This is a genomic window from Prevotella melaninogenica, assembly GCF_018127925.1.
Classification (GTDB): Bacteria; Bacteroidota; Bacteroidia; order Bacteroidales; family Bacteroidaceae; genus Prevotella; species Prevotella melaninogenica_C.
Map to the genome: position 1 here is coordinate 382445 of NZ_CP072348.1, position 17520 is coordinate 399964.

General features: G+C 39.9%; 16 protein-coding genes and 1 pseudogene. 8 read left to right on the top strand and 9 right to left on the bottom strand.

Features of this window, described 5'->3' with window-relative positions:
• Positions 1-8: 8 nt before the first annotated feature.
• A complete protein-coding gene (locus tag J4861_RS07050) occupies positions 9-674 on the bottom strand; it encodes a phosphoribosylanthranilate isomerase (RefSeq protein ID WP_211817403.1) in 666 nt (221 codons plus the stop codon).
• 295 nt (positions 675-969) lie between these two features.
• On the opposite strand from J4861_RS07050, the gene J4861_RS13480 reads away from it, so the two are divergent.
• Positions 970-1098, top strand: a complete 129-nt coding sequence (locus J4861_RS13480; protein WP_004361286.1) for a hypothetical protein — start codon at positions 970-972, stop codon at positions 1096-1098.
• 7 nt (positions 1099-1105) lie between these two features.
• The gene (gene rpe / locus J4861_RS07055) at positions 1106-1762 is read left to right on the top strand and encodes a ribulose-phosphate 3-epimerase (protein ID WP_211817404.1); all 657 of its coding nucleotides are present in this window, start codon (positions 1106-1108) and stop codon (positions 1760-1762) included.
• Positions 1763-1858: 96 nt separating this feature from the next.
• On the opposite strand, the gene J4861_RS07060 is transcribed toward rpe, so the two are convergent.
• Both J4861_RS07060 and J4861_RS07065 read right to left on the bottom strand, forming a co-directional pair.
• Positions 1859-2455 (bottom strand): sigma-70 family RNA polymerase sigma factor, encoded by a 597-nt coding sequence (locus tag J4861_RS07060; protein ID WP_004361282.1) that lies wholly within the window; start codon positions 2453-2455, stop codon positions 1859-1861.
• 120 nt (positions 2456-2575) lie between these two features.
• The gene (locus tag J4861_RS07065) at positions 2576-3061 is read right to left on the bottom strand and encodes a DUF6359 domain-containing protein (protein WP_211817405.1); all 486 of its coding nucleotides are present in this window, start codon (positions 3059-3061) and stop codon (positions 2576-2578) included.
• Between the two features lie 361 nt (positions 3062-3422).
• Here J4861_RS07065 and tnpC point away from each other — a divergent pair.
• Both tnpC and J4861_RS07075 read left to right on the top strand, forming a co-directional pair.
• Positions 3423-4856 (top strand): annotated as a pseudogene (gene tnpC / locus J4861_RS13555) (IS66 family transposase).
• A 503-nt stretch (positions 4857-5359) separates the two neighbouring features.
• Positions 5360-5746 (top strand): hypothetical protein, encoded by a 387-nt coding sequence (locus J4861_RS07075; protein WP_211817406.1) that lies wholly within the window; start codon positions 5360-5362, stop codon positions 5744-5746.
• A gap of 452 nt (positions 5747-6198) precedes the next feature.
• On the opposite strand, the gene J4861_RS07080 is transcribed toward J4861_RS07075, so the two are convergent.
• From J4861_RS07080 to J4861_RS07095, 4 genes are all read right to left on the bottom strand, one after another.
• Positions 6199-7767 carry a peptide chain release factor 3 gene (locus J4861_RS07080; protein ID WP_211817407.1) on the bottom strand — a complete coding sequence of 523 codons (1569 nt, stop codon included), beginning with the start codon at positions 7765-7767 and terminating at the stop codon, positions 6199-6201.
• 138 nt (positions 7768-7905) lie between these two features.
• Entirely contained in the window at positions 7906-8781 is an 876-nt protein-coding gene (gene rfbD, locus J4861_RS07085; protein WP_211817408.1) for a dTDP-4-dehydrorhamnose reductase, read from the bottom strand.
• 12 nt (positions 8782-8793) lie between these two features.
• Positions 8794-9402 (bottom strand): DUF4924 family protein, encoded by a 609-nt coding sequence (locus J4861_RS07090; protein WP_004361270.1) that lies wholly within the window; start codon positions 9400-9402, stop codon positions 8794-8796.
• Positions 9403-9411: 9 nt separating this feature from the next.
• Complete coding sequence (locus tag J4861_RS07095) at positions 9412-10098, bottom strand: LysE family translocator (RefSeq protein ID WP_211794185.1); 687 nt, start codon at positions 10096-10098, stop codon at positions 9412-9414.
• A 131-nt stretch (positions 10099-10229) separates the two neighbouring features.
• Here J4861_RS07095 and J4861_RS07100 point away from each other — a divergent pair, with 131 nt between their 5' ends.
• The 4 genes from J4861_RS07100 to fmt all read left to right on the top strand — a co-directional run bounded on the left by J4861_RS07100 (position 10230) and on the right by fmt (position 15315).
• Complete coding sequence (locus J4861_RS07100) at positions 10230-11231, top strand: ROK family protein (protein WP_211817409.1); 1002 nt, start codon at positions 10230-10232, stop codon at positions 11229-11231.
• Positions 11232-11856: 625 nt separating this feature from the next.
• Entirely contained in the window at positions 11857-12426 is a 570-nt protein-coding gene (locus J4861_RS07105) for an L-threonylcarbamoyladenylate synthase (protein ID WP_004361264.1), read from the top strand.
• A 12-nt stretch (positions 12427-12438) separates the two neighbouring features.
• Positions 12439-14235, top strand: a complete 1797-nt coding sequence (locus J4861_RS07110) for a chloride channel protein (RefSeq protein WP_211817410.1) — start codon at positions 12439-12441, stop codon at positions 14233-14235.
• 57 nt (positions 14236-14292) lie between these two features.
• Positions 14293-15315 carry a methionyl-tRNA formyltransferase gene (gene fmt, locus J4861_RS07115; protein ID WP_211817411.1) on the top strand — a complete coding sequence of 341 codons (1023 nt, stop codon included), beginning with the start codon at positions 14293-14295 and terminating at the stop codon, positions 15313-15315.
• A gap of 130 nt (positions 15316-15445) precedes the next feature.
• Here fmt and J4861_RS07120 read toward each other — a convergent pair whose 3' ends face one another.
• Both J4861_RS07120 and J4861_RS07125 read right to left on the bottom strand, forming a co-directional pair.
• Positions 15446-16690: an acyloxyacyl hydrolase gene (locus tag J4861_RS07120; protein WP_211817412.1), complete on the bottom strand. Its 1245-nt coding sequence runs from the start codon at positions 16688-16690 to the stop codon at positions 15446-15448.
• Between the two features lie 16 nt (positions 16691-16706).
• Positions 16707-17456: an outer membrane beta-barrel protein gene (locus J4861_RS07125; protein WP_211817413.1), complete on the bottom strand. Its 750-nt coding sequence runs from the start codon at positions 17454-17456 to the stop codon at positions 16707-16709.
• Positions 17457-17520: the final 64 nt, after the last annotated feature.

The following is a 17520-nucleotide window of genomic DNA, read 5'->3' on the forward strand; positions in this document are numbered from 1 at the left end:
CAATAGACTTACTTTACTTTTTCAAGAAAGTCCTTTAGTAAAGCAACATCCTTTACCGCTGGTGCTGTCTCAAACTTCTCGTTCACACTGATACCATAGAACTGGGGATAAGAAAAACCTTTAATCTTCTCAACATCTTCGGTACCAATATTTCCACTTACAAGGAAAGGAACTTTCCCGTCATACGCTTCCAAAATGCTCCAATCCTTTAGATTATCTTGGATGTCAAAGAGGAAATAATCAACCCCTTCTACATACTCCTTGTATTTCTCAATGTCCTCACGCTTTGTAATGACAATGCGCTTCATAATCTTTATCCCAGCATGAATATCTGGGTCAATGGTACGGCGAAGATTATCAATCATCACCATACTTTCTTCTCCATTAAGTTGGACGATATCAAGATTGAAGTTTACAACACGTGTAACAATATTCTGTGGCATGTCATCGGCAAAGACTCCACAAAGAGTAGGTCTTTGTTGCTGTTGAGATGAATCGTGTTCAGATAAGGCAGACAGCGTTCCATAATCGGGAATAATACCAGCACATGACGATATCTGACTAACATAGCGTTCGCTCTTAGGAAGGAAATCCAATCCTACCCAGTCTATGCCAAGTTGAGAAACTTCGTGAATATTGTGGGCATCACGCATGCCGCATACCTTTATAATCATATAGATATAAAATTCTCAAATACTTTTACGCTACAAACTTACATAAAATTATCGAATTATACGCTTGTGAAATGGAGAAAAGCTCTTTTATTTAGAGGAAAGACGAATTAAGAGGAATGATTCAAGAGTATTCCTATAAAATTAATGTATTTAACCTAAATCTCTAAGTTTGTAATTCATATTGCAAACTTAGAGATTTGGGTTCAAAGTGAAAATATTCTTGTAGGAAGATATAATAATATCTATTAGATAGCGTTTAGATGACATATAACTCTCAACAACTTATTTTTGGCCTATGGTTAGAATATTTACTTCCGAAGAACTTAAGCCGTCTGAGAAGACGCTTAATATTATCCGACAGATAGCTTATACCTATCGTGTTATTAAAATCAATGGGAAGATGCAAACCTTCTGTTTGAATTAATATTTATATGGAAATAATAGTATCACCTTCCCTGCTCTCCGCTGACTTCCTTCATTTGGATAAGGAGATTGAAATGATTAATGAAAGTGAGGCTGATTGGCTTCACATGGATGTAATGGATGGCGTCTTTGTACCTAATATCTCTTTTGGCTTTCCTGTGCTTGAAGCAGTAGGTAAGGCATGCAAGAAGCCAATGGACGTACACTTTATGATTGTTCACCCAGAAAACTATATCCAACAGACAGCTGACACTGGTGCAGCTATCATGAATGTTCAGTATGAGGCTTGTGTTCACTTACATCGAACGATACAAGCGATTCATGCAGCTGGTATGAAAGCTGGTGTGACGCTTAACCCTTCAACACCTGTCAATGTTCTTGAGGATATCATTGGTGATGTGGATATCGTTCAACTCATGAGTGTAAACCCTGGTTTTGGTGGACAGAAATTCATAGAGAGCAGTATCAAGAAAGTACAACGCCTTCGTCAGTTGATTGAGCGTGAAGGTAGTAATGCACTGATAGAGGTTGATGGCGGTGTACAGGCTGAGACGGCTCCTCGTTTAGTTGAGGCTGGTGTCGACATTCTTGTTAGTGGCAGTTATGTCTTTAAGGCTGCAGATCCTAAGGCAACTATCCACTCACTCAAACAATTACATAGATAATTATAAGGTATAAAAGATACCCTCACTTGTTCTTAACGTGATAGTTAAGAGATAAGTGAGGGCATTTTGTATCGTTAAGAAAAGAACTATTTGTTCTTATGTTAATTGCAAACTTACTTTGTGTTCACGAACCATTCTCCGCAAGTTGAATATGGCGTAACGCATACGACCAAGGCTGGTATTAATGCTGACACCCGTCGTCTCAGCAATCTCTTTAAAAGACATCTCTTGGTAAAAACGCATAAATACCACTTCACGCTGTGTCGCAGGAAGAAGGTTCATCATTCGTTTTACATCTGAGAGTGTCTGACTGTTAATGAATTGACACTCAATGTTATCAATAACAGTATCATCACCACCGACATTGGATAGATCATTATCCTTTGGAGCATCAATCACCTTATCTGCACGTTGCGCACGATACCAGTCCATAATCACATTATGAGCGATACGCATAATCCATGCAGAGAACTTACCTGTTGGTGAGTATCTTCCCTGTTGCAACTTCGTGATAATCTTTACAAAGGTTTCTTGAAACAAGTCATCAGCAGCATCCCTATCACGCACAACGAATAGAATATACGAAAAAAGTTTCGATTGATTGCGCGATAGCAACAAATCGAAAGCATCGTTGCTTCCTTCAATGTATGACAATGCCAACTGTTCGTCGGTCATCTCATTCAGATTCTTCATTTTCAATCTTATTTCTTATGAAGTAGAAGTTTATCGATAGGCTTTTCTAACTTATATAATTATTTGGGAATGCAAATATAATCATTTTTCTTATTTAGAGCAAATCTTTTATATAAAAAGTCATTCGTCCAACCATTCACTTGCCAGGATATGCTTTTTCATTCCTGGTACTCCCAAGTACTTTTGTTTAATTCCGAAGAAGGCTATATGTTTACCATAGTTTTGCGGATTGGCTGCTAAGCCTATTTCTTCTTTCATTTGTTTGTTGACCATTTGAATAGAAATAACATTCTCAGGCTCAGTCTCTTCTGGGTTATCAGCTAATAGGATTGCAGAGTCATACGTGAAAGGTGCTTCCCATTCTGCCTGCTTGATGCTTCGTTTGCAAGCACCAACAATATAACCATGTACCCAAACTCCATTATTCCCAAAGTCTCCTTTGATAAATTCCGAAACAGTATAGATCTTTGCTTCATTAGGTGAGTGAGAAGGAGAATGCTTTTCTGTTTCGTCTTCATTATTATCATCTGATGGTAGAATTGTTTTACCACAACTAAACAATAGTACAGCTGCGAAAAGTAAGAAAAAAAGTTTGTATATCTTCATAGAATTAAGTTTAATAATCTGATACAAAGGTAAGTAAAGATTATCAATAAGTCAAGTGTTGGAGTCGTTTTTCTGAAATTTAGATAAATAAAAAAGAGGTTGGTGCAGGAAGCTACCAACCTCGAAAATGATTTAGCAAAATATCTAAATCAGTGAAAAACACGTCGCAAATATAGGATAAATAGTGGAATAAAACAAATTTTACCAACAAAAAAATAAGTTTTTAACATTGTATGCGCACACAGTAACTATTCAGCGGTATCGATCAGTCTGTATTTTCTCCTCTAAAATCTTCGTATAAAGGCTATAAATATGCTTGTTTTTCTTGCGTATTTCAGATTTTCTTTGTACCTTTATACCTATGAAAGAGCAGGTTACGGACATATCAAAAGTATTACAAGGCATGACGGAAGAGATGCGATTATTACGTGCAACTGTTAATCAGCAGTATGCCGAGATTATCAAATTGAACCGTAACATAAATGCTCTGAACCTCCAAATTCGCAAGAAAGATACGGAACTTATAAACTTACAGGAACGCTTGGCTAAGTATGAAAAACCTGACAACAACTCTAATAACAGCAGCACTCCGCCAAGCAAGGAGCGTATGAAGGATGAGGTTATCAGAAGAACAAGAAGTCTCCGTAAGCCAAGTGGTAAGAAGGTGGGAGGACAAAAGGGACATGATGGGCATAAGCTGTCTTGCTCTTCCATACCTGACGAGATAATTGATGAGGTACCCAACTATTGCACTCGTTGCGGAGAATCTTTATCAGATACAGAACGTGTACTTGATTATGTGACGCAGGTTATTTCCATTCCAGAGTTGAAGCCCGTAATCAGGGAAATCCGACACTATGTGATGGTATGCAAGAACTGTGGTGAACGTATTCGGACGGCACCGAGACGGCGGTCAAACAACGTGGTATATGATTCAAGCGTAAAGACCTTAGTGGTTTATCTGAGTGTCGTGCAATTTCTTCCTTATGGTCGCATAGAAAGTTTTTTGCGTGAGGTATTTGGACTCACTCCAAGCGAAGGCTCGCTGGTGAACTGAGTAAATGAGGCAAAGAGAAATGCACAACCTGTGATTGATAAGATTAAAGAATATATCAAGTTATCAGCAGTTGTTGGTTTCGATGAGAGCGGCTTGTACTGTAAGAAAAGACTCGACTGGGCATGGATAGCACAAACCATTTATTACACACTGCTTTTCCGTGCTAATGGAAGAGGGGCGAAGGTATTAGCAGACAAGTTTGGCGATAGCCTGGAACGAATGACTGCCGTTACCGACCGCCATAGCGCATACTTTGCACTCCATTTCCTCAATCACCAGATATGCCTTGCTCACTTACTGCGCGAACTGCAATATCTCTCAGAGTTGAACACTAAGCAAGAGTGGTCTGGGAAAGTAACCAATCTGTTCCGTGAAGCCATTCACGAGCGGAATAGCAATCCGAACGACGTTATAGACAAGGTGTCATGGACCCGACGTTTAGACAATCTACTCAAACAGAATATAGAGGAGCTTGGTAAAAAGTTTATTACGTTCAGAAAAGGCTTGGTCAAATGCAGAGATTACATTTTCAATTTCCTCGAAAATCCGATGATACCATTTGACAATAATGGAAGTGAACGTGGAATACGCAAGCTAAAAATCAAACTGAAGAACTCCTGTGCTTTTCGTTCAGACTTCGGAGCAGACGCTTTCCTTGAACTTCATTCGATTGTAGAAACAGCTAAGAAGCACGACAAAACTCCATATAATGCGATTCAAGCCTTATTTAAGGTTTGATAATATATATCAATTATCGCTGAATAGTTACCGCACACATGGACTAAATATGAAACGGTAGGTTCTTCTGAAATGTGCCGTGATGAAGATGCTGTAATTGGTGTCAAACGATAATACCTCTTTATACGAATAGTTTTATTTTTAATTTGCTGTCACTTTTAACACTTTGCGTAACACTGCTGTAAATAAGCAAGTTATATTCTTGAAATGACTGACAGAAGTGACAGGAACTTTATTTTTGAGAGAATTGCTTTGCCGTAATCGCTTTTTTATTTTATATTTAGTGATAAGGCGAAAGAGATAATGACAACGCAGAAGTCATTCAATGATTATACTGAAATCTAAGGGCTTGTAGTGAAACAGATGTGCCAATATAAAAGAATGATTCCAACAGCAGTCGTATGTTGGAGGGCTCACACATGAGTGCATGATAAAAAGAATTCGTATAAGGATTAACTATTACTCTCAGTGACGGTAAGGTAGACGATAAGTTTTCTTATCGTTTGTACAAGAATGCTACAACAACAATCACTTCGTCTGCAGCAAACATTAGCAATGTTGTCTTTGTATGTGATACATATAAAGCTGGTGGTAAGAGTTTCTTAGGTGATGGCTTTGATTCATCTATGGCAGGATTGTCTGTTTCTGCTGACAAAATTAATGTAACATGGACAGGAGATAAGAACTCTGTTGAGTTTAAGACTCCTGGGCATCAGGTACGTGTAAAGAAGATTACTGTTACTTTAAAGAGTGAACCTGCAGGTATCAAGGAAGTTAACAATGGTACTGTAAATGAGAATGTACCTATCTATAACCTCGCTGGTCAGCGTGTAGGTAAGGATTACAAGGGTGTCGTTATTCAGAACGGTAAGAAGTTTATCAAGAAGTAAACAGTTTATTGAGCTGTCTGGTAAATCTCTTTCATTGAATATAGTTATTAGTGTCTTATTTATATAAATGAAGGCATTTCTGAACACGTCTTCTAATCTTTAACCGATGTGTTGAGTGCCCGCACATGTTGTGTTGATGCTCAGCACATGTTGTGTTGATGCTTAGCATACATGGTGCGGTTGGTAAACAGACATCGTTTTGTGGGTAATCACCATTACAATATAAAGGACGGGTAGAAGTCGTTTGCCGTTTGGAAGAGTATGTGTCTCTCTTAAGAAAGAACGATATCTTGATGAACAGAGAGTTTAACTTAGGTTTTTAAGTACAATCAAATAGCTTAACTTGTTTGAAATGAGCGTGTTATTAGAGTATTTTACACGTCTAATCATATAAAAAAAGCGCCAAAGAAACGATATATTCTTTGGTGCTTTTGTTATGTCATATTCTTGAATTAGAATTCACTTGTAAAGTGGAAACGGATATTCTCAAAGTCTTGCTGTGCCATGCTTAACACATAACCTGAGTCAGCGAGGAAGACGTCACGTCCCTCAATATCCTTAGCCATATACTGATATTTACGCTTCTTGAAGTTTTCTAACTCTTTCTCGTCGTCAGCCTCAATCCAACAAGCTTTATAGAGGTGTACAGGTTCCCAACGACACTTGGCATTATACTCATGCTCCAATCGATACTGGATAACCTCAAACTGAAGTTGTCCAACGGTTCCCACGATACGACGGTTGTTGAATTGGTTTACAAATGACTGTGCAACACCTTCATTCATCAGCTGTTCAATACCCTTTTGGAACTGCTTAGACTTCATTGGGTCATCGTTCTCAATGTATTTGAATAGTTCTGGTGAGAAGCTTGGTAGACCGCGGAAGTGGATGTTTTCTCCCTCAGTTAGTGTGTCACCAATCTTAAATACTCCACCGCTATCAGGCAGACCAACGATGTCACCAGGGTAAGCCTCTTCTACAGTACTCTTGCGTTGTGCCATGAACTGAGTAGGAGAGGAGAAGCGCATCGTCTTTCCATTACGAATGTGGAGATAAGGCTGGTTACGCTGGAACTTACCAGAGCATACCTTACAGAAAGCGATACAACTACGATGGTTAGGGTCGATATTGGCTGTAATCTTGAAAATGAAGCCTGTGAACTTTGGTTCACTTGGTTCAACCATACGCTCTTCTGCCTTGGTTGGACGTGGGCTTGGTGCTATTTCAACGAAACAATCGAGCAACTCTTGAACGCCAAAGTTATTCAATGCAGATCCGAAGAATACTGGTGCAACTTCTGCTCGGCGGTAAGCTTCAACATCAAAGTCTGGATAAACACCATTGACTAACTCAAGGTCGTTGCGTAGCTGTTCAGCAAAGTCAGCACCTACTTGCTCGTCCAAATCATTAGAATCGATATCTACTTCAATCTTCTCTGTCACACGCTGTTTGTTCGGTGTGAAGAGGTTCAACTGCTGTTCGTAGATATTATATACACCTTTGAAGCGCTGTCCCTGACCGATAGGCCATGAGAGTGGACGTACACTAATCTTGAGTTCTTCTTCCAACTCGTCTAAAACCTCGAATGGGTCACGACCTTCACGGTCCATCTTATTGATAAAGATGATAACTGGTGTGTTGCGCATACGACACACCTCCATCAACTTACGCGTCTGAGCTTCCACACCCTTGGCAGAGTCAACAACGATGATAGCAGAGTCAACGGCCGTCAGTGTGCGATAAGTATCTTCTGCAAAGTCTTGGTGACCAGGAGTATCAAGGATATTTACCTTATAATCTTTATAGTCAAACTCCATCACAGAAGTTGATACAGAGATACCACGCTGCTTCTCAATATCCATCCAGTCGGATGTAGCTGTCTTACGTATCTTGTTGCTCTTCACCGCACCAGCAACCTGAATCTGACCACCGAAGAGAAGGAATTTCTCTGTCAAAGTAGTCTTACCAGCATCTGGGTGAGAGATTATGGCGAACGTTCGCCTGCGTTCTATTTCATTCATTTGTCTTATATTCTTTGGGAGTAAAAGTCTTGTCAGCTGTTGTTGAAGTGGAGCTAACTAATTAGCTTATAATTCTTTAAATCAATTTATAGCTGAACTAAGTCTTATAATCTTCCTTTTTAACTCCTATTATTTGTCTTATTCCTGTAAGCCTTTCATGCACTTCTTCAGTGAATCAACCCAATATGGAATCTTTATGCCAAAGGTTTCCTTAATCTTTGTCTTATCAAGGACAGAGTAGGCAGGACGTGTAACAGGTGAAGGGAACTCGTCGCTGTGGCAAGGTTGGATGTCACATGCTGTGTTTCCAGCAAGTTCTGCAATCTTAATCGTGAAGTCATACCAGCTACATACACCCTCATTAGAGAAGTGGTAGATGCCATTATTTCTTTCATACTTGCGGTTCTCAACGATATCGAAGATGGCATCTGCTAAGTCGCCCGCATAAGTTGGTGTTCCGCACTGGTCGAAAACAACCTTCAGCTGTGGCTTAGTAGCTGTGAGATTCATCATAGTCTTAACGAAGTTATGACCAAACTCGCTGTAAAGCCATGCTGTACGAAGAATAATATGGTTCACACCAGTAGCTTGAATCTTCTCCTCACCGTGCAGTTTTGTTAAACCATAAACGCCAGTAGGAGTACCCTTCATATCCTCTTTGCAAGGAGTATTATATGGGTCGCCACCGAAGACATAGTCTGTGCTGACATGAACAAGCAAGCCACCAACCTCTTTCATAGCCTTTGCAAGGTTCTCTGGTGCAGTCGCATTGAGTAATTCAACAATCTCACCCGCTGTCTCTGCTTTGTCCACATTGGTCCACGCAGCGCAGTTGATGATACATTCAATCTTATTGTCTTGTACCATCTTGCGGATGTCTTCGAGATTAGTAATGTCTAACTTTGTATATCCCTCACATACGTCAGTGAAGATATAGTGGTCTTTACTCTGTTTAGATACAAGCTGTATCTCATTGCCAAGCTGTCCGTTAGCTCCAGTAACTAAAATATTCATAAGCTATCTCCTTTATTCTTCGCCGAAGTTTAAGCCTTCAGTCTTATCCTTAATATAGTAGTCTGACAACATACCAATGAAGGTTGTTATCTCGTTAAGCGCACGAGTTGTCTCGGGGGTAATCTCTTTCTTCTGTAGACGAAGCATCATCACTCCATAAAGAAGGTCGAAACAAGTTTCTATCTCACTCTTTCCTAACTGCGCAGCAACACTCTTTAAGCGTTCATCATTTGTACGTGCCATCTTGTCTGCTGTACGCTTTGTCTTACCTCTTAGCTCAACAATGAAGGGTAAAACACGATAATATTCAGCAGAATAGAACGGAAACTTTGATGATTGCAGCAACTGTGCGTGTAGCTCTGTAAGGTCCTGCATGAGCACCTTGTTAATCTGTAGGTGTCCACCTTCTCGACAACCTTCTTGATTCATCATGCGTACAAGGTCGCCAAACCAGTCTTCCTCTTCCTCCTTTTGTTCTTCGGTGTATTGGAACTGGTCGATATATTCTTTACGGATTCGTGTCAATGAACAACCGTAAGCACGGATAGTATCTTCTATCTGCCACATATAAAGCAGATATTCTGCTATACTCTTCTTTCTTAATTCCTTAGCTACAAACATAAATTACCCTTATTCCATTAATCCGTCAATAGTTGGCAGATGATAAAGATTAAATACTGTACCTACAAGCATAATGATAGAAAACAGAATGACAACAGAACCTATAACCTTATTTATAATAAGAATACCATTGACATCAAACTTTCCTCTAATCTTATCTATCAACCATGATAAGCCATACCACCAAAGTAACGCACCAGCAGGGATACAGGTAAAACCGATAATCATCTCTAATGGGCGATTAGGCTGTACGAAAGCGAATTGTGCGTAACTTGCAATGAAGAGGAAGATAATCATTGGATTAGAGAGGGTTACCAAGAAGGCTGTAACGCCATTATGGAAGAGAGACCCCTTCTCCTTACCACTCTGATGAGCTTTCTTCATCGGATCAGATTTGAAGCAATAGACTCCAAAGAGTAATAATAATACACTTCCTGTAATCTGTACTATCAACTTATATGTAGGGTTTTCTAAAGGTCCCATAATGAAACTCATACCTAACCCTACGATAAGTGCATAAATAGTGTCGCTGATAGCGGCTCCAATACCTGTTATAAAACCATACCAACGTCCCTTGTTCAAGGTTCGTTGTATACATAATATTCCAACTGGACCCATGGGAGCTGATGCTATAATTCCAATAAGCAGTCCCTTAAAGATAAAATCCAGTATATCTAATTGAATAGGAAATTGCATGCTTGTTATTTTGGGTGCAAAATTGCAAAAATAATACGAGATAAGCAAATTTACCTAACAAAACTTTGTGGCATTCCTCTTTTTTTCATAACTTTGCCCATAGTATATTCAAACTAAAAACTTATTATGTCATGGACGTAACAGAGCAGAAACCAGTTGTAACTGGATTGGAAAAGCCATTTGTAATTGGCTTGGATTTAGGAGGAACAAACGCAGTATTCGGTGTCGTAGATCAGCGTGGTCAGGTACTTGCCACCAATTCTATTAAGACACAGGCTTATAAGACAGTCGACGATTTTGTAGAAGCAGGTGTAGAGGCAATACGTCCTCTCGTTGCAAAATATGGTGGAATAGGTCAGTTCCGTGCTATGGGTATTGGTGCACCTAATGGTAACTTCTATCGTGGCACGATTGAGTTTGCACCAAACCTCTCATGGGGACACGATGGTGTTGTGCCATTGGGCGATATGTTCTCACAGAAGTTGGGTATTCCTGTTGGTCTTACTAATGATGCGAATGCTGCAGCTATCGGTGAGATGCAGTATGGCGTTGCCCGCGGAATGAAGGATTTTATCATGATTACACTCGGTACAGGTGTCGGCTCTGGTATCGTTATCAATGGTCAGATGGTCTATGGTTCTGATGGCTTTGCTGGAGAATTAGGCCACGTAATCATGGTTCGTGGAGAGAAGGGGCGCACTTGTGGTTGTGGTCGTACAGGTTGTTTGGAAACTTATTGCTCTGCAACTGGCGTTGCTCGTACAGCTCGTGAGTTCTTGCAGAATAGCAAGGAAGACTCTTTGTTGCGTGAGATAAAGCCAGAAGATATCACTTCTTTGGATGTTTCTATTGCTGCTGGTCGTGGCGATGCACTTGCGAAGCGTGTTTACGAGTTCACTGGCAAGATATTAGGTGAGGCTTGCGCTGATTTCGCAACCTTCTCTTCTCCAGAGGCTTTTATCTTCTTTGGTGGTCTAACTAAGGCTGGTGACTTATTGATGGAACCAATCATGCGTTCTTATAAGGAGCATGCTTTGGAAATCTTCAAGGACAAACCAAAGTTCTTGGTAAGTTCGCTTGACGATGCTGCAGCAGCCGTTCTCGGTGCTTCAGCTATTGGTTGGGAATTGTAATTAATGATATAAAGTCCAGATTTCTTTTGAGTTATATGTGCAGTTTGTCTGCTTGTCTACTTGAAAGAGTCTAAAACTTATATATTTAAAGTAGGGACAAACACCCTTGTCAGACATTCTTTTTATAATTAAAAGAACTGACTTACGAGGTTGTTTGTCCCTATTATGTTTTATCTATATTACTAATTTTATATGATTTCCTTTTTATGATGATGTCTGTACGCTGTGTCTAAGTTGATAGAAAGCGGTTTTTCAATAAATTCTTATGTGTGTCTTGCTATCTTGATAGCGATAAAAAGGAATCTTTCTACCCGTATCCTTTCTATGTGTTGCTATTCCGCACATCTCGTGTTGATGCCCCGCACATATTGTGCTGATGCTTCGCACCAATGGTGTTGAGTATAGAATGTCTTGCTAAACATTGATTAGAAGGAGGCAATTTGTAGTTAGTATAGAATTGTTCCGTCAAAAGTAATCATATGGAAGATTCTTCGTTTGAAAGTTATATCAGGCTTTAAAACTCTTTATAGACTTTCTTTTTGTAGTTTTTGTTTTGTGTTCTCATTTTTTTAATCTAACTTTGCGAATACTTATAATACTTAGAAAGAAAAAACAATAACAGAAGATGAAACAGGAAGACGACATCAAGAAAGCGATTGAAGTGATGAGAAAGGGTGGTATCATTCTTTACCCAACTGATACTGTGTGGGGTATAGGTTGCGATGCTACCAATGCGGAAGCTGTAGCAAAGGTATATGCCTTGAAACGCAGAGACGATTCGAAGGCTCTTATTTGCTTAGTTGATTCTGATAACCGACTTCAGCGTTATGTACGCAATGTTCCTGATGTTGCTTGGCAGTTGATAGAAGCTGTTGAGAAACCAACAACATTGATTCTTGATGGTGCTGTTAATCTTGCTCCAAATCTGATAGCAGAAGATGGCTCTATAGGTATTCGCATTACAAAGGAGCCCTTCTCACATGAGTTATGCTATCGATTCCAGAAGGCTATTGTAAGTACTTCGGCAAATGTTAGTGGTGAACCTGCTGCGCAGAATTATCGTGATATCTCACAGGAGATTCTTGATGGTGTTGACTATGTTTGTGAGTCAAGACGTCAGGAACACAAACCACATACTCCATCCAGCATTATTAAATTGGCTGCTGATGGCGAAGTAAAAGTTATAAGGAAATAATTGAATTGATAGATGAAAGTGTCAGGTAGTCAGGGGATTATTTCTCAACTTGATAATTGGCGAAAGAATCATGTTTCCAATCGCGAGTTAGTCTTAGTATTAGCGTTTGCTATTGGTCTTCTTGCTTCATTGGCAGCATATATTCTTCACTTTATTATCAAATTGATAGAGGAATTAGTAACCTCTGGTTTCGATGTTGCAACGATTAACTGGCTCTATCTCATCTATCCAATCGTAGGTATTTGGCTGACAAGTCTATTTGTTAAGTATGTTGTACGTGATAATATTTCACATGGTATTACGCGTGTCCTCTATGCTATTTCTACGAAACAATCTCGTTTGAAAGCTCATAATACTTGGTCGTCTATTGTTGCTTCTGCCATTACGATTGGTTTTGGTGGTTCGGTAGGAGCAGAGGCACCTATTGTGTTGACGGGTTCAGCTATTGGTAGTAACCTCGGACGTATCTTTAATTTAGATAATCGCACACTCATGCTTCTTGTGGGTTGTGGTGCAACGGCGGCTGTATCTGGTATTTTCAAGGCTCCAATAGCAGGATTGGTATTTACATTGGAAGTGTTGATGGTCGATTTGACCATGGCTTCTCTTTTGCCGATATTGATTGCATCAGTGACGGCAACGTGTTTCTCTTATTTCTTCACAGGTGGTTCGTCAATGTTTCATTTCCAAATGGATAACATTTGGGGACTTGATCGCGTTCCACCGACAATCTTGTTAGGTATCGCTTGCGGTTTTGTATCACTCTACTTCATGCGCTTAATGTCATGGTGTGAGAATGGTTATGGGAAACTTTCTTCTAAGCCTTATCTGAAACTACTTGTGGGTGGCTTAGTGCTTTCTCCACTTATTTTCCTCTTTCCCTCTCTCTATGGTGAAGGCTATGATAGTTTGAGATTGTTTATAGAAGGAAAGACAGAGGCTGACTGGATGCAAATCATGAGTGGTTCTATGTTTGCTGAAAAGTCAAATTTCTTACTGCTTTATGTGGGCTTAGTTGTAATGACGAAGGTCTTTGCAACCAGTGCAACAAATGGTGCAGGCGGTTGTGGTGGAACCTTTGCGCCTTCTTTGTTCATCGGTGGCTTTGGTGGTTTCTTCTTTGCTCGTTTTTGGAATATGGAGCAACTTGGTGTTTATATTCCAGAGAAGAACTTTACGCTCTATGGTATGGCAGCTGTGATGTCGGCTGTGATGCATGCACCTTTGACGGGTATCTTCCTGATTGCCGAGCTAACAGGCGGTTATCAACTCTTCATCCCATTGATTATCGTGACTATCAGTTCTTATCTTACGATAAATATCTTTGAACATCATAGTATATATGCTGTACGTTTGGCAAAGCAAGGTAAACTCCTCACACACCATACAGACAAGTCTATCCTCACTTTGATGAGTATGGATAAGATTATCGATCATGACTTTACATCTGTCGGACCGGATATGGAGATGGGAAAACTTATTCATGCTATCAGTTCAAGTCGCAATGATTATATTCCTGTGCTCGATGAGTCTCGTAAGTTATTAGGTGAGATTGATATTAACAATCTACGAGATATTATTTTCCGTACAGAACTTTATCACCGTTTCCATGTAAATCAATTGATGTCGCCACCAGCAGCAATGCTCGGTGTCAACGACCCAATGGAGGATGTGATGAAGACTTTTGAACGTACGGGTGCACAGTATTTACCTGTTGTGAATATTGATAGCCAGTTGGTTGGCTATATCTCTCGAGCTCGCCTTTATAGTATGTATCGTCAGTTTGTAGCAGATTTTAGTGCAGAATAAATAGGTATCTGCCGTCTCTTACTTATTATCTCACCTCTTGTTAAATTCCCAAAGATAATGAAAAAAGAAAATATACGTATTGTTTTCATGGGTACTCCAGAGTTTGCTGTGGAGTCGTTGAAAGCATTAGTTGAGAATGGATATAATGTTGTAGCTGTAGTCACACAGCCTGATAAACCTGTTGGGCGTCATCAAGAACAGCTGCAGCCATCACCTGTGAAACTCTATGCACTTGAACATAACTTGCCTGTTTTGCAGCCTGTAAAGATGAAGGATGCTGATTTTATAGAAGAATTGCGTTCTTATAAAGCTGATATGCAGGTGGTTGTTGCCTTTCGTATGTTGCCGGAGATAGTTTGGAGTATGCCTCGCTTAGGTACGTTTAATGTACATGCAGCCTTGCTTCCGCAGTACCGTGGTGCTGCTCCTATCAACTGGGCGGTTATCAATGGTGAGACCGAGACAGGTGTGACGACCTTCTTCCTTGATAAAGACATTGATACTGGTTGTATTATCCTTCAAAAGCCGTTTGCTATTCCTGATACAGCTGATGTTGAGTATGTCTATGATGGCTTGATGGTTTTGGGCGCAAAGATTGCCATGGAAACAATTGATCTCATTGCATCTAAATTGCCTGAAGATAGTCTGGATACCGTTGATTTCTCTGCAGTTCTTGATGGCATAAGTGCTCCTCAAGTGTGTGAAGATGCTGAATTACATCATGCACCGAAGATATTTAAGGAGACATGCGAAATCAATTGGAACCAGTCTGCTAAGAAAGTTTATGATTTTGTGCGTGGACTCAGTCCTTATCCTGGCACTTGGAGTACACTCTGTTCTATTGAAGACAATGAGGTAAAGCCTTTGATTATGAAGGTTTATAAGACGGCTAAGTCAGACCGCGCATCTATAGGTACCCCTGGTACGCTCGTCGTAGAAAAGACTCGTCTCTATGTCAATACGTCTGATAACCTCTTGGAGCTTCTCGATATTCAGTTGACAGGTAAGAAACGAATGGATGTTCGCTCATTCTTAAATGGGTTTAAGGATATAGAGAAGTACCTTTTCCAGACAGAATGACGATAGTTTAGACAGAATGACGATAGTTTAGACAGAATGACATAAAGACATATTCCTTTAATGACATATTTAAACCAAACAACAAAATGTGTTACTAAGGAAATATGTCTTTATGTCATTCTGGCTTGTTCTATAGCTTCATTGGTATTGTTATTTGTAGTTCTGTGAGGTCTGCCTTCGTTGCATGTGCATTAACGCTAAAGCCTAAAGTAAGATTCTTCAGCTTAGGGAAACTATAAAACACACCAACTTGTTCATGATAAGGTCTTTCCAAGCCATTGCGTGATTTATAACCCATGTGTCGGTAGAGGTAATAGCCTAAGCTGACACGAACAGACATGTTACCATAAAAGATCTCGTGACGACCTTCGATGCTCAGTGACCACGGACTATGCTTCTCTCCAGTGTATCCATGTTCTTTATCATGTTGTGCAACCCTACTGGCATAATCTCCATAGAAAAGACCAAAGCCTACGCCAGATGCCCAGCGACGTGCATAACGATAGAGTAGGTGAGTATGGAAAGAATAGGATCCGTAGAAAGTAAACTGCTCCTTACGATAGTCTGGATGTCCTTGTGGAGTTTCAAATTGTGTCTGCTGCCAATCCTCAAGTAAAGTTTTACCACCTATTCCAAGGGTAAATTCCGTAAACCAATACTTTTGGAAAGGATTTTTAGAAAGTGTGTTCTCCTTTGCAACCTTCGTTGTTTCCTTCTCTGGTTCGTATACAATACCAAGGAATGGACCTAAATAGTTTGCACCTTTGTTGGGTCGTGCCATAGCCCCATTGCTATGGTGTGCGAAGTCTAATCCAACCTTTATGCTCCATTCCTTTGCTACCTTATATTGTCCGTACAGTCCTGCTGTGAAGAAGATATTAAGGTGTGAACCAATATATTCGTTGTCAATATTGTTCTTTTGGTTATATTTTAGAGAAGTATAACCAACGCCAGTACCTAAGTAATAGCCCCACTGCCAGTGTTCACTACGATAAAGTGGGCGGTTAAGCGTACCATATAGGGTTAGGAAGTTACCTAATTTACTGGTATAATTTACTGGCTGTGCCTCTCCCCATGGGGTATCTTTATGCATAGTAGTCCCATGGTTAAGGTTATAGCGCAGACCAACAGAGAAGGTAGGGTAGTTATAATCACGTGCAAAATCATTCTCTGTTGGTATGATATTTACTTGTGCAGCTATGGCATGCGTCTCTTTCGCCTTAGTCCAGATACGTGGTTCCTTGTCTATACATAAAGTTTGGGCAGGCGTATAACGTACCTCTATACTAATTTTAGGTATAGCAATAGAATCACACTCCTCTGCAGAAGCAACTGCAGAGAGTAGTAAAAATAGTATGAAAAGGAGTTTTCTCACTTGTTTTCAGACGGTATCAGAGCACCTGTATCCTGTAGCCAAGTGTTACTTCCAACATACTGTTTCGAGCGTTCTTTAATAAATCCTTTGCTTCAGTATCTCTTGCTAACTTTCTAAAGTATAGATTGTAGCGCGCTTCTACCTGCCATTGCTTCCATTCGTAGCTAACACCAAGAGGAAGTGCGACATCACCACTATGGATATGATTCTTGAGGTTGATATCTTCACCATTTTTCTCTTTGGCATGTGCACTGATAACATATCCTGCGTGTACTCCTGTAGTGAAACTCCATGGTAAATCTGCCCATGGATACCAACGTACTATATAGTTAGTGTTGATATAATGCAAATTGACATTGTATGGACCATATTTTTGTATAATAGGGTTCCCATAGTCGTCTGTGGCGTTGATATTACGATAGTTACCTGACCCTCCTTGATGGCTATATTGCATTTCAACGTCTATTGCAAGGTTTTTAGCCACGAAGACTTCAACGTAGGCACCAGCAACAGCCCCCAACTTAAAATTGTTATCAACACCTAAGAGGTTTGATAAGTTTAATCCAACTTTTGGGGCTGCATATAAATCCCATACTGTATGCTCACCAGTTGGTTTGGTATCTTGAACAATGGCTCCTTTAACGTCTTGGTAGCCTTCTTTAACAACTTCGCCAATACGTTTCACGGCGTTTTTGTTTATTACCTGAGCCTGTCCGTTTGTCCATGCCCCTAAAAGGATGGCAGCAATCAATATAATCTTTTTCATTTTTAGGATAACTGATTCTGTTGCAAAGATAGTGATTTTTCTTCAAACCATTGATATCTTGTGG

Bases quoted from the DNA above. Each gene is read 5' to 3' on its own strand.
- J4861_RS07105 (WP_004361264.1), top strand. From the start codon at position 11,857: ATGAAACAGGAAGACGACATCAAGAAAGCGATTGAAGTGATGAGAAAG.
- J4861_RS07110 (WP_211817410.1), top strand. From the start codon at position 12,439: ATGAAAGTGTCAGGTAGTCAGGGGATTATTTCTCAACTTGATAATTGG.
- J4861_RS07095 (WP_211794185.1), bottom strand. From the start codon at position 10,098: ATGCAATTTCCTATTCAATTAGATATACTGGATTTTATCTTTAAGGGA.
- J4861_RS07065 (WP_211817405.1), bottom strand. From the start codon at position 3,061: ATGAAGATATACAAACTTTTTTTCTTACTTTTCGCAGCTGTACTATTG.
- J4861_RS07080 (WP_211817407.1), bottom strand. From the start codon at position 7,767: ATGAATGAAATAGAACGCAGGCGAACGTTCGCCATAATCTCTCACCCA.
- J4861_RS13480 (WP_004361286.1), top strand. From the start codon at position 970: ATGGTTAGAATATTTACTTCCGAAGAACTTAAGCCGTCTGAGAAGACG.
- rpe (WP_211817404.1), top strand. From the start codon at position 1,106: ATGGAAATAATAGTATCACCTTCCCTGCTCTCCGCTGACTTCCTTCAT.
- rfbD (WP_211817408.1), bottom strand. From the start codon at position 8,781: ATGAATATTTTAGTTACTGGAGCTAACGGACAGCTTGGCAATGAGATA.
- fmt (WP_211817411.1), top strand. From the start codon at position 14,293: ATGAAAAAAGAAAATATACGTATTGTTTTCATGGGTACTCCAGAGTTT.
- J4861_RS07100 (WP_211817409.1), top strand. From the start codon at position 10,230: ATGGACGTAACAGAGCAGAAACCAGTTGTAACTGGATTGGAAAAGCCA.
- J4861_RS07050 (WP_211817403.1), bottom strand. From the start codon at position 674: ATGATTATAAAGGTATGCGGCATGCGTGATGCCCACAATATTCACGAA.
- J4861_RS07125 (WP_211817413.1), bottom strand. From the start codon at position 17,456: ATGAAAAAGATTATATTGATTGCTGCCATCCTTTTAGGGGCATGGACA.
- J4861_RS07090 (WP_004361270.1), bottom strand. From the start codon at position 9,402: ATGTTTGTAGCTAAGGAATTAAGAAAGAAGAGTATAGCAGAATATCTG.
- J4861_RS07060 (WP_004361282.1), bottom strand. From the start codon at position 2,455: ATGAAGAATCTGAATGAGATGACCGACGAACAGTTGGCATTGTCATAC.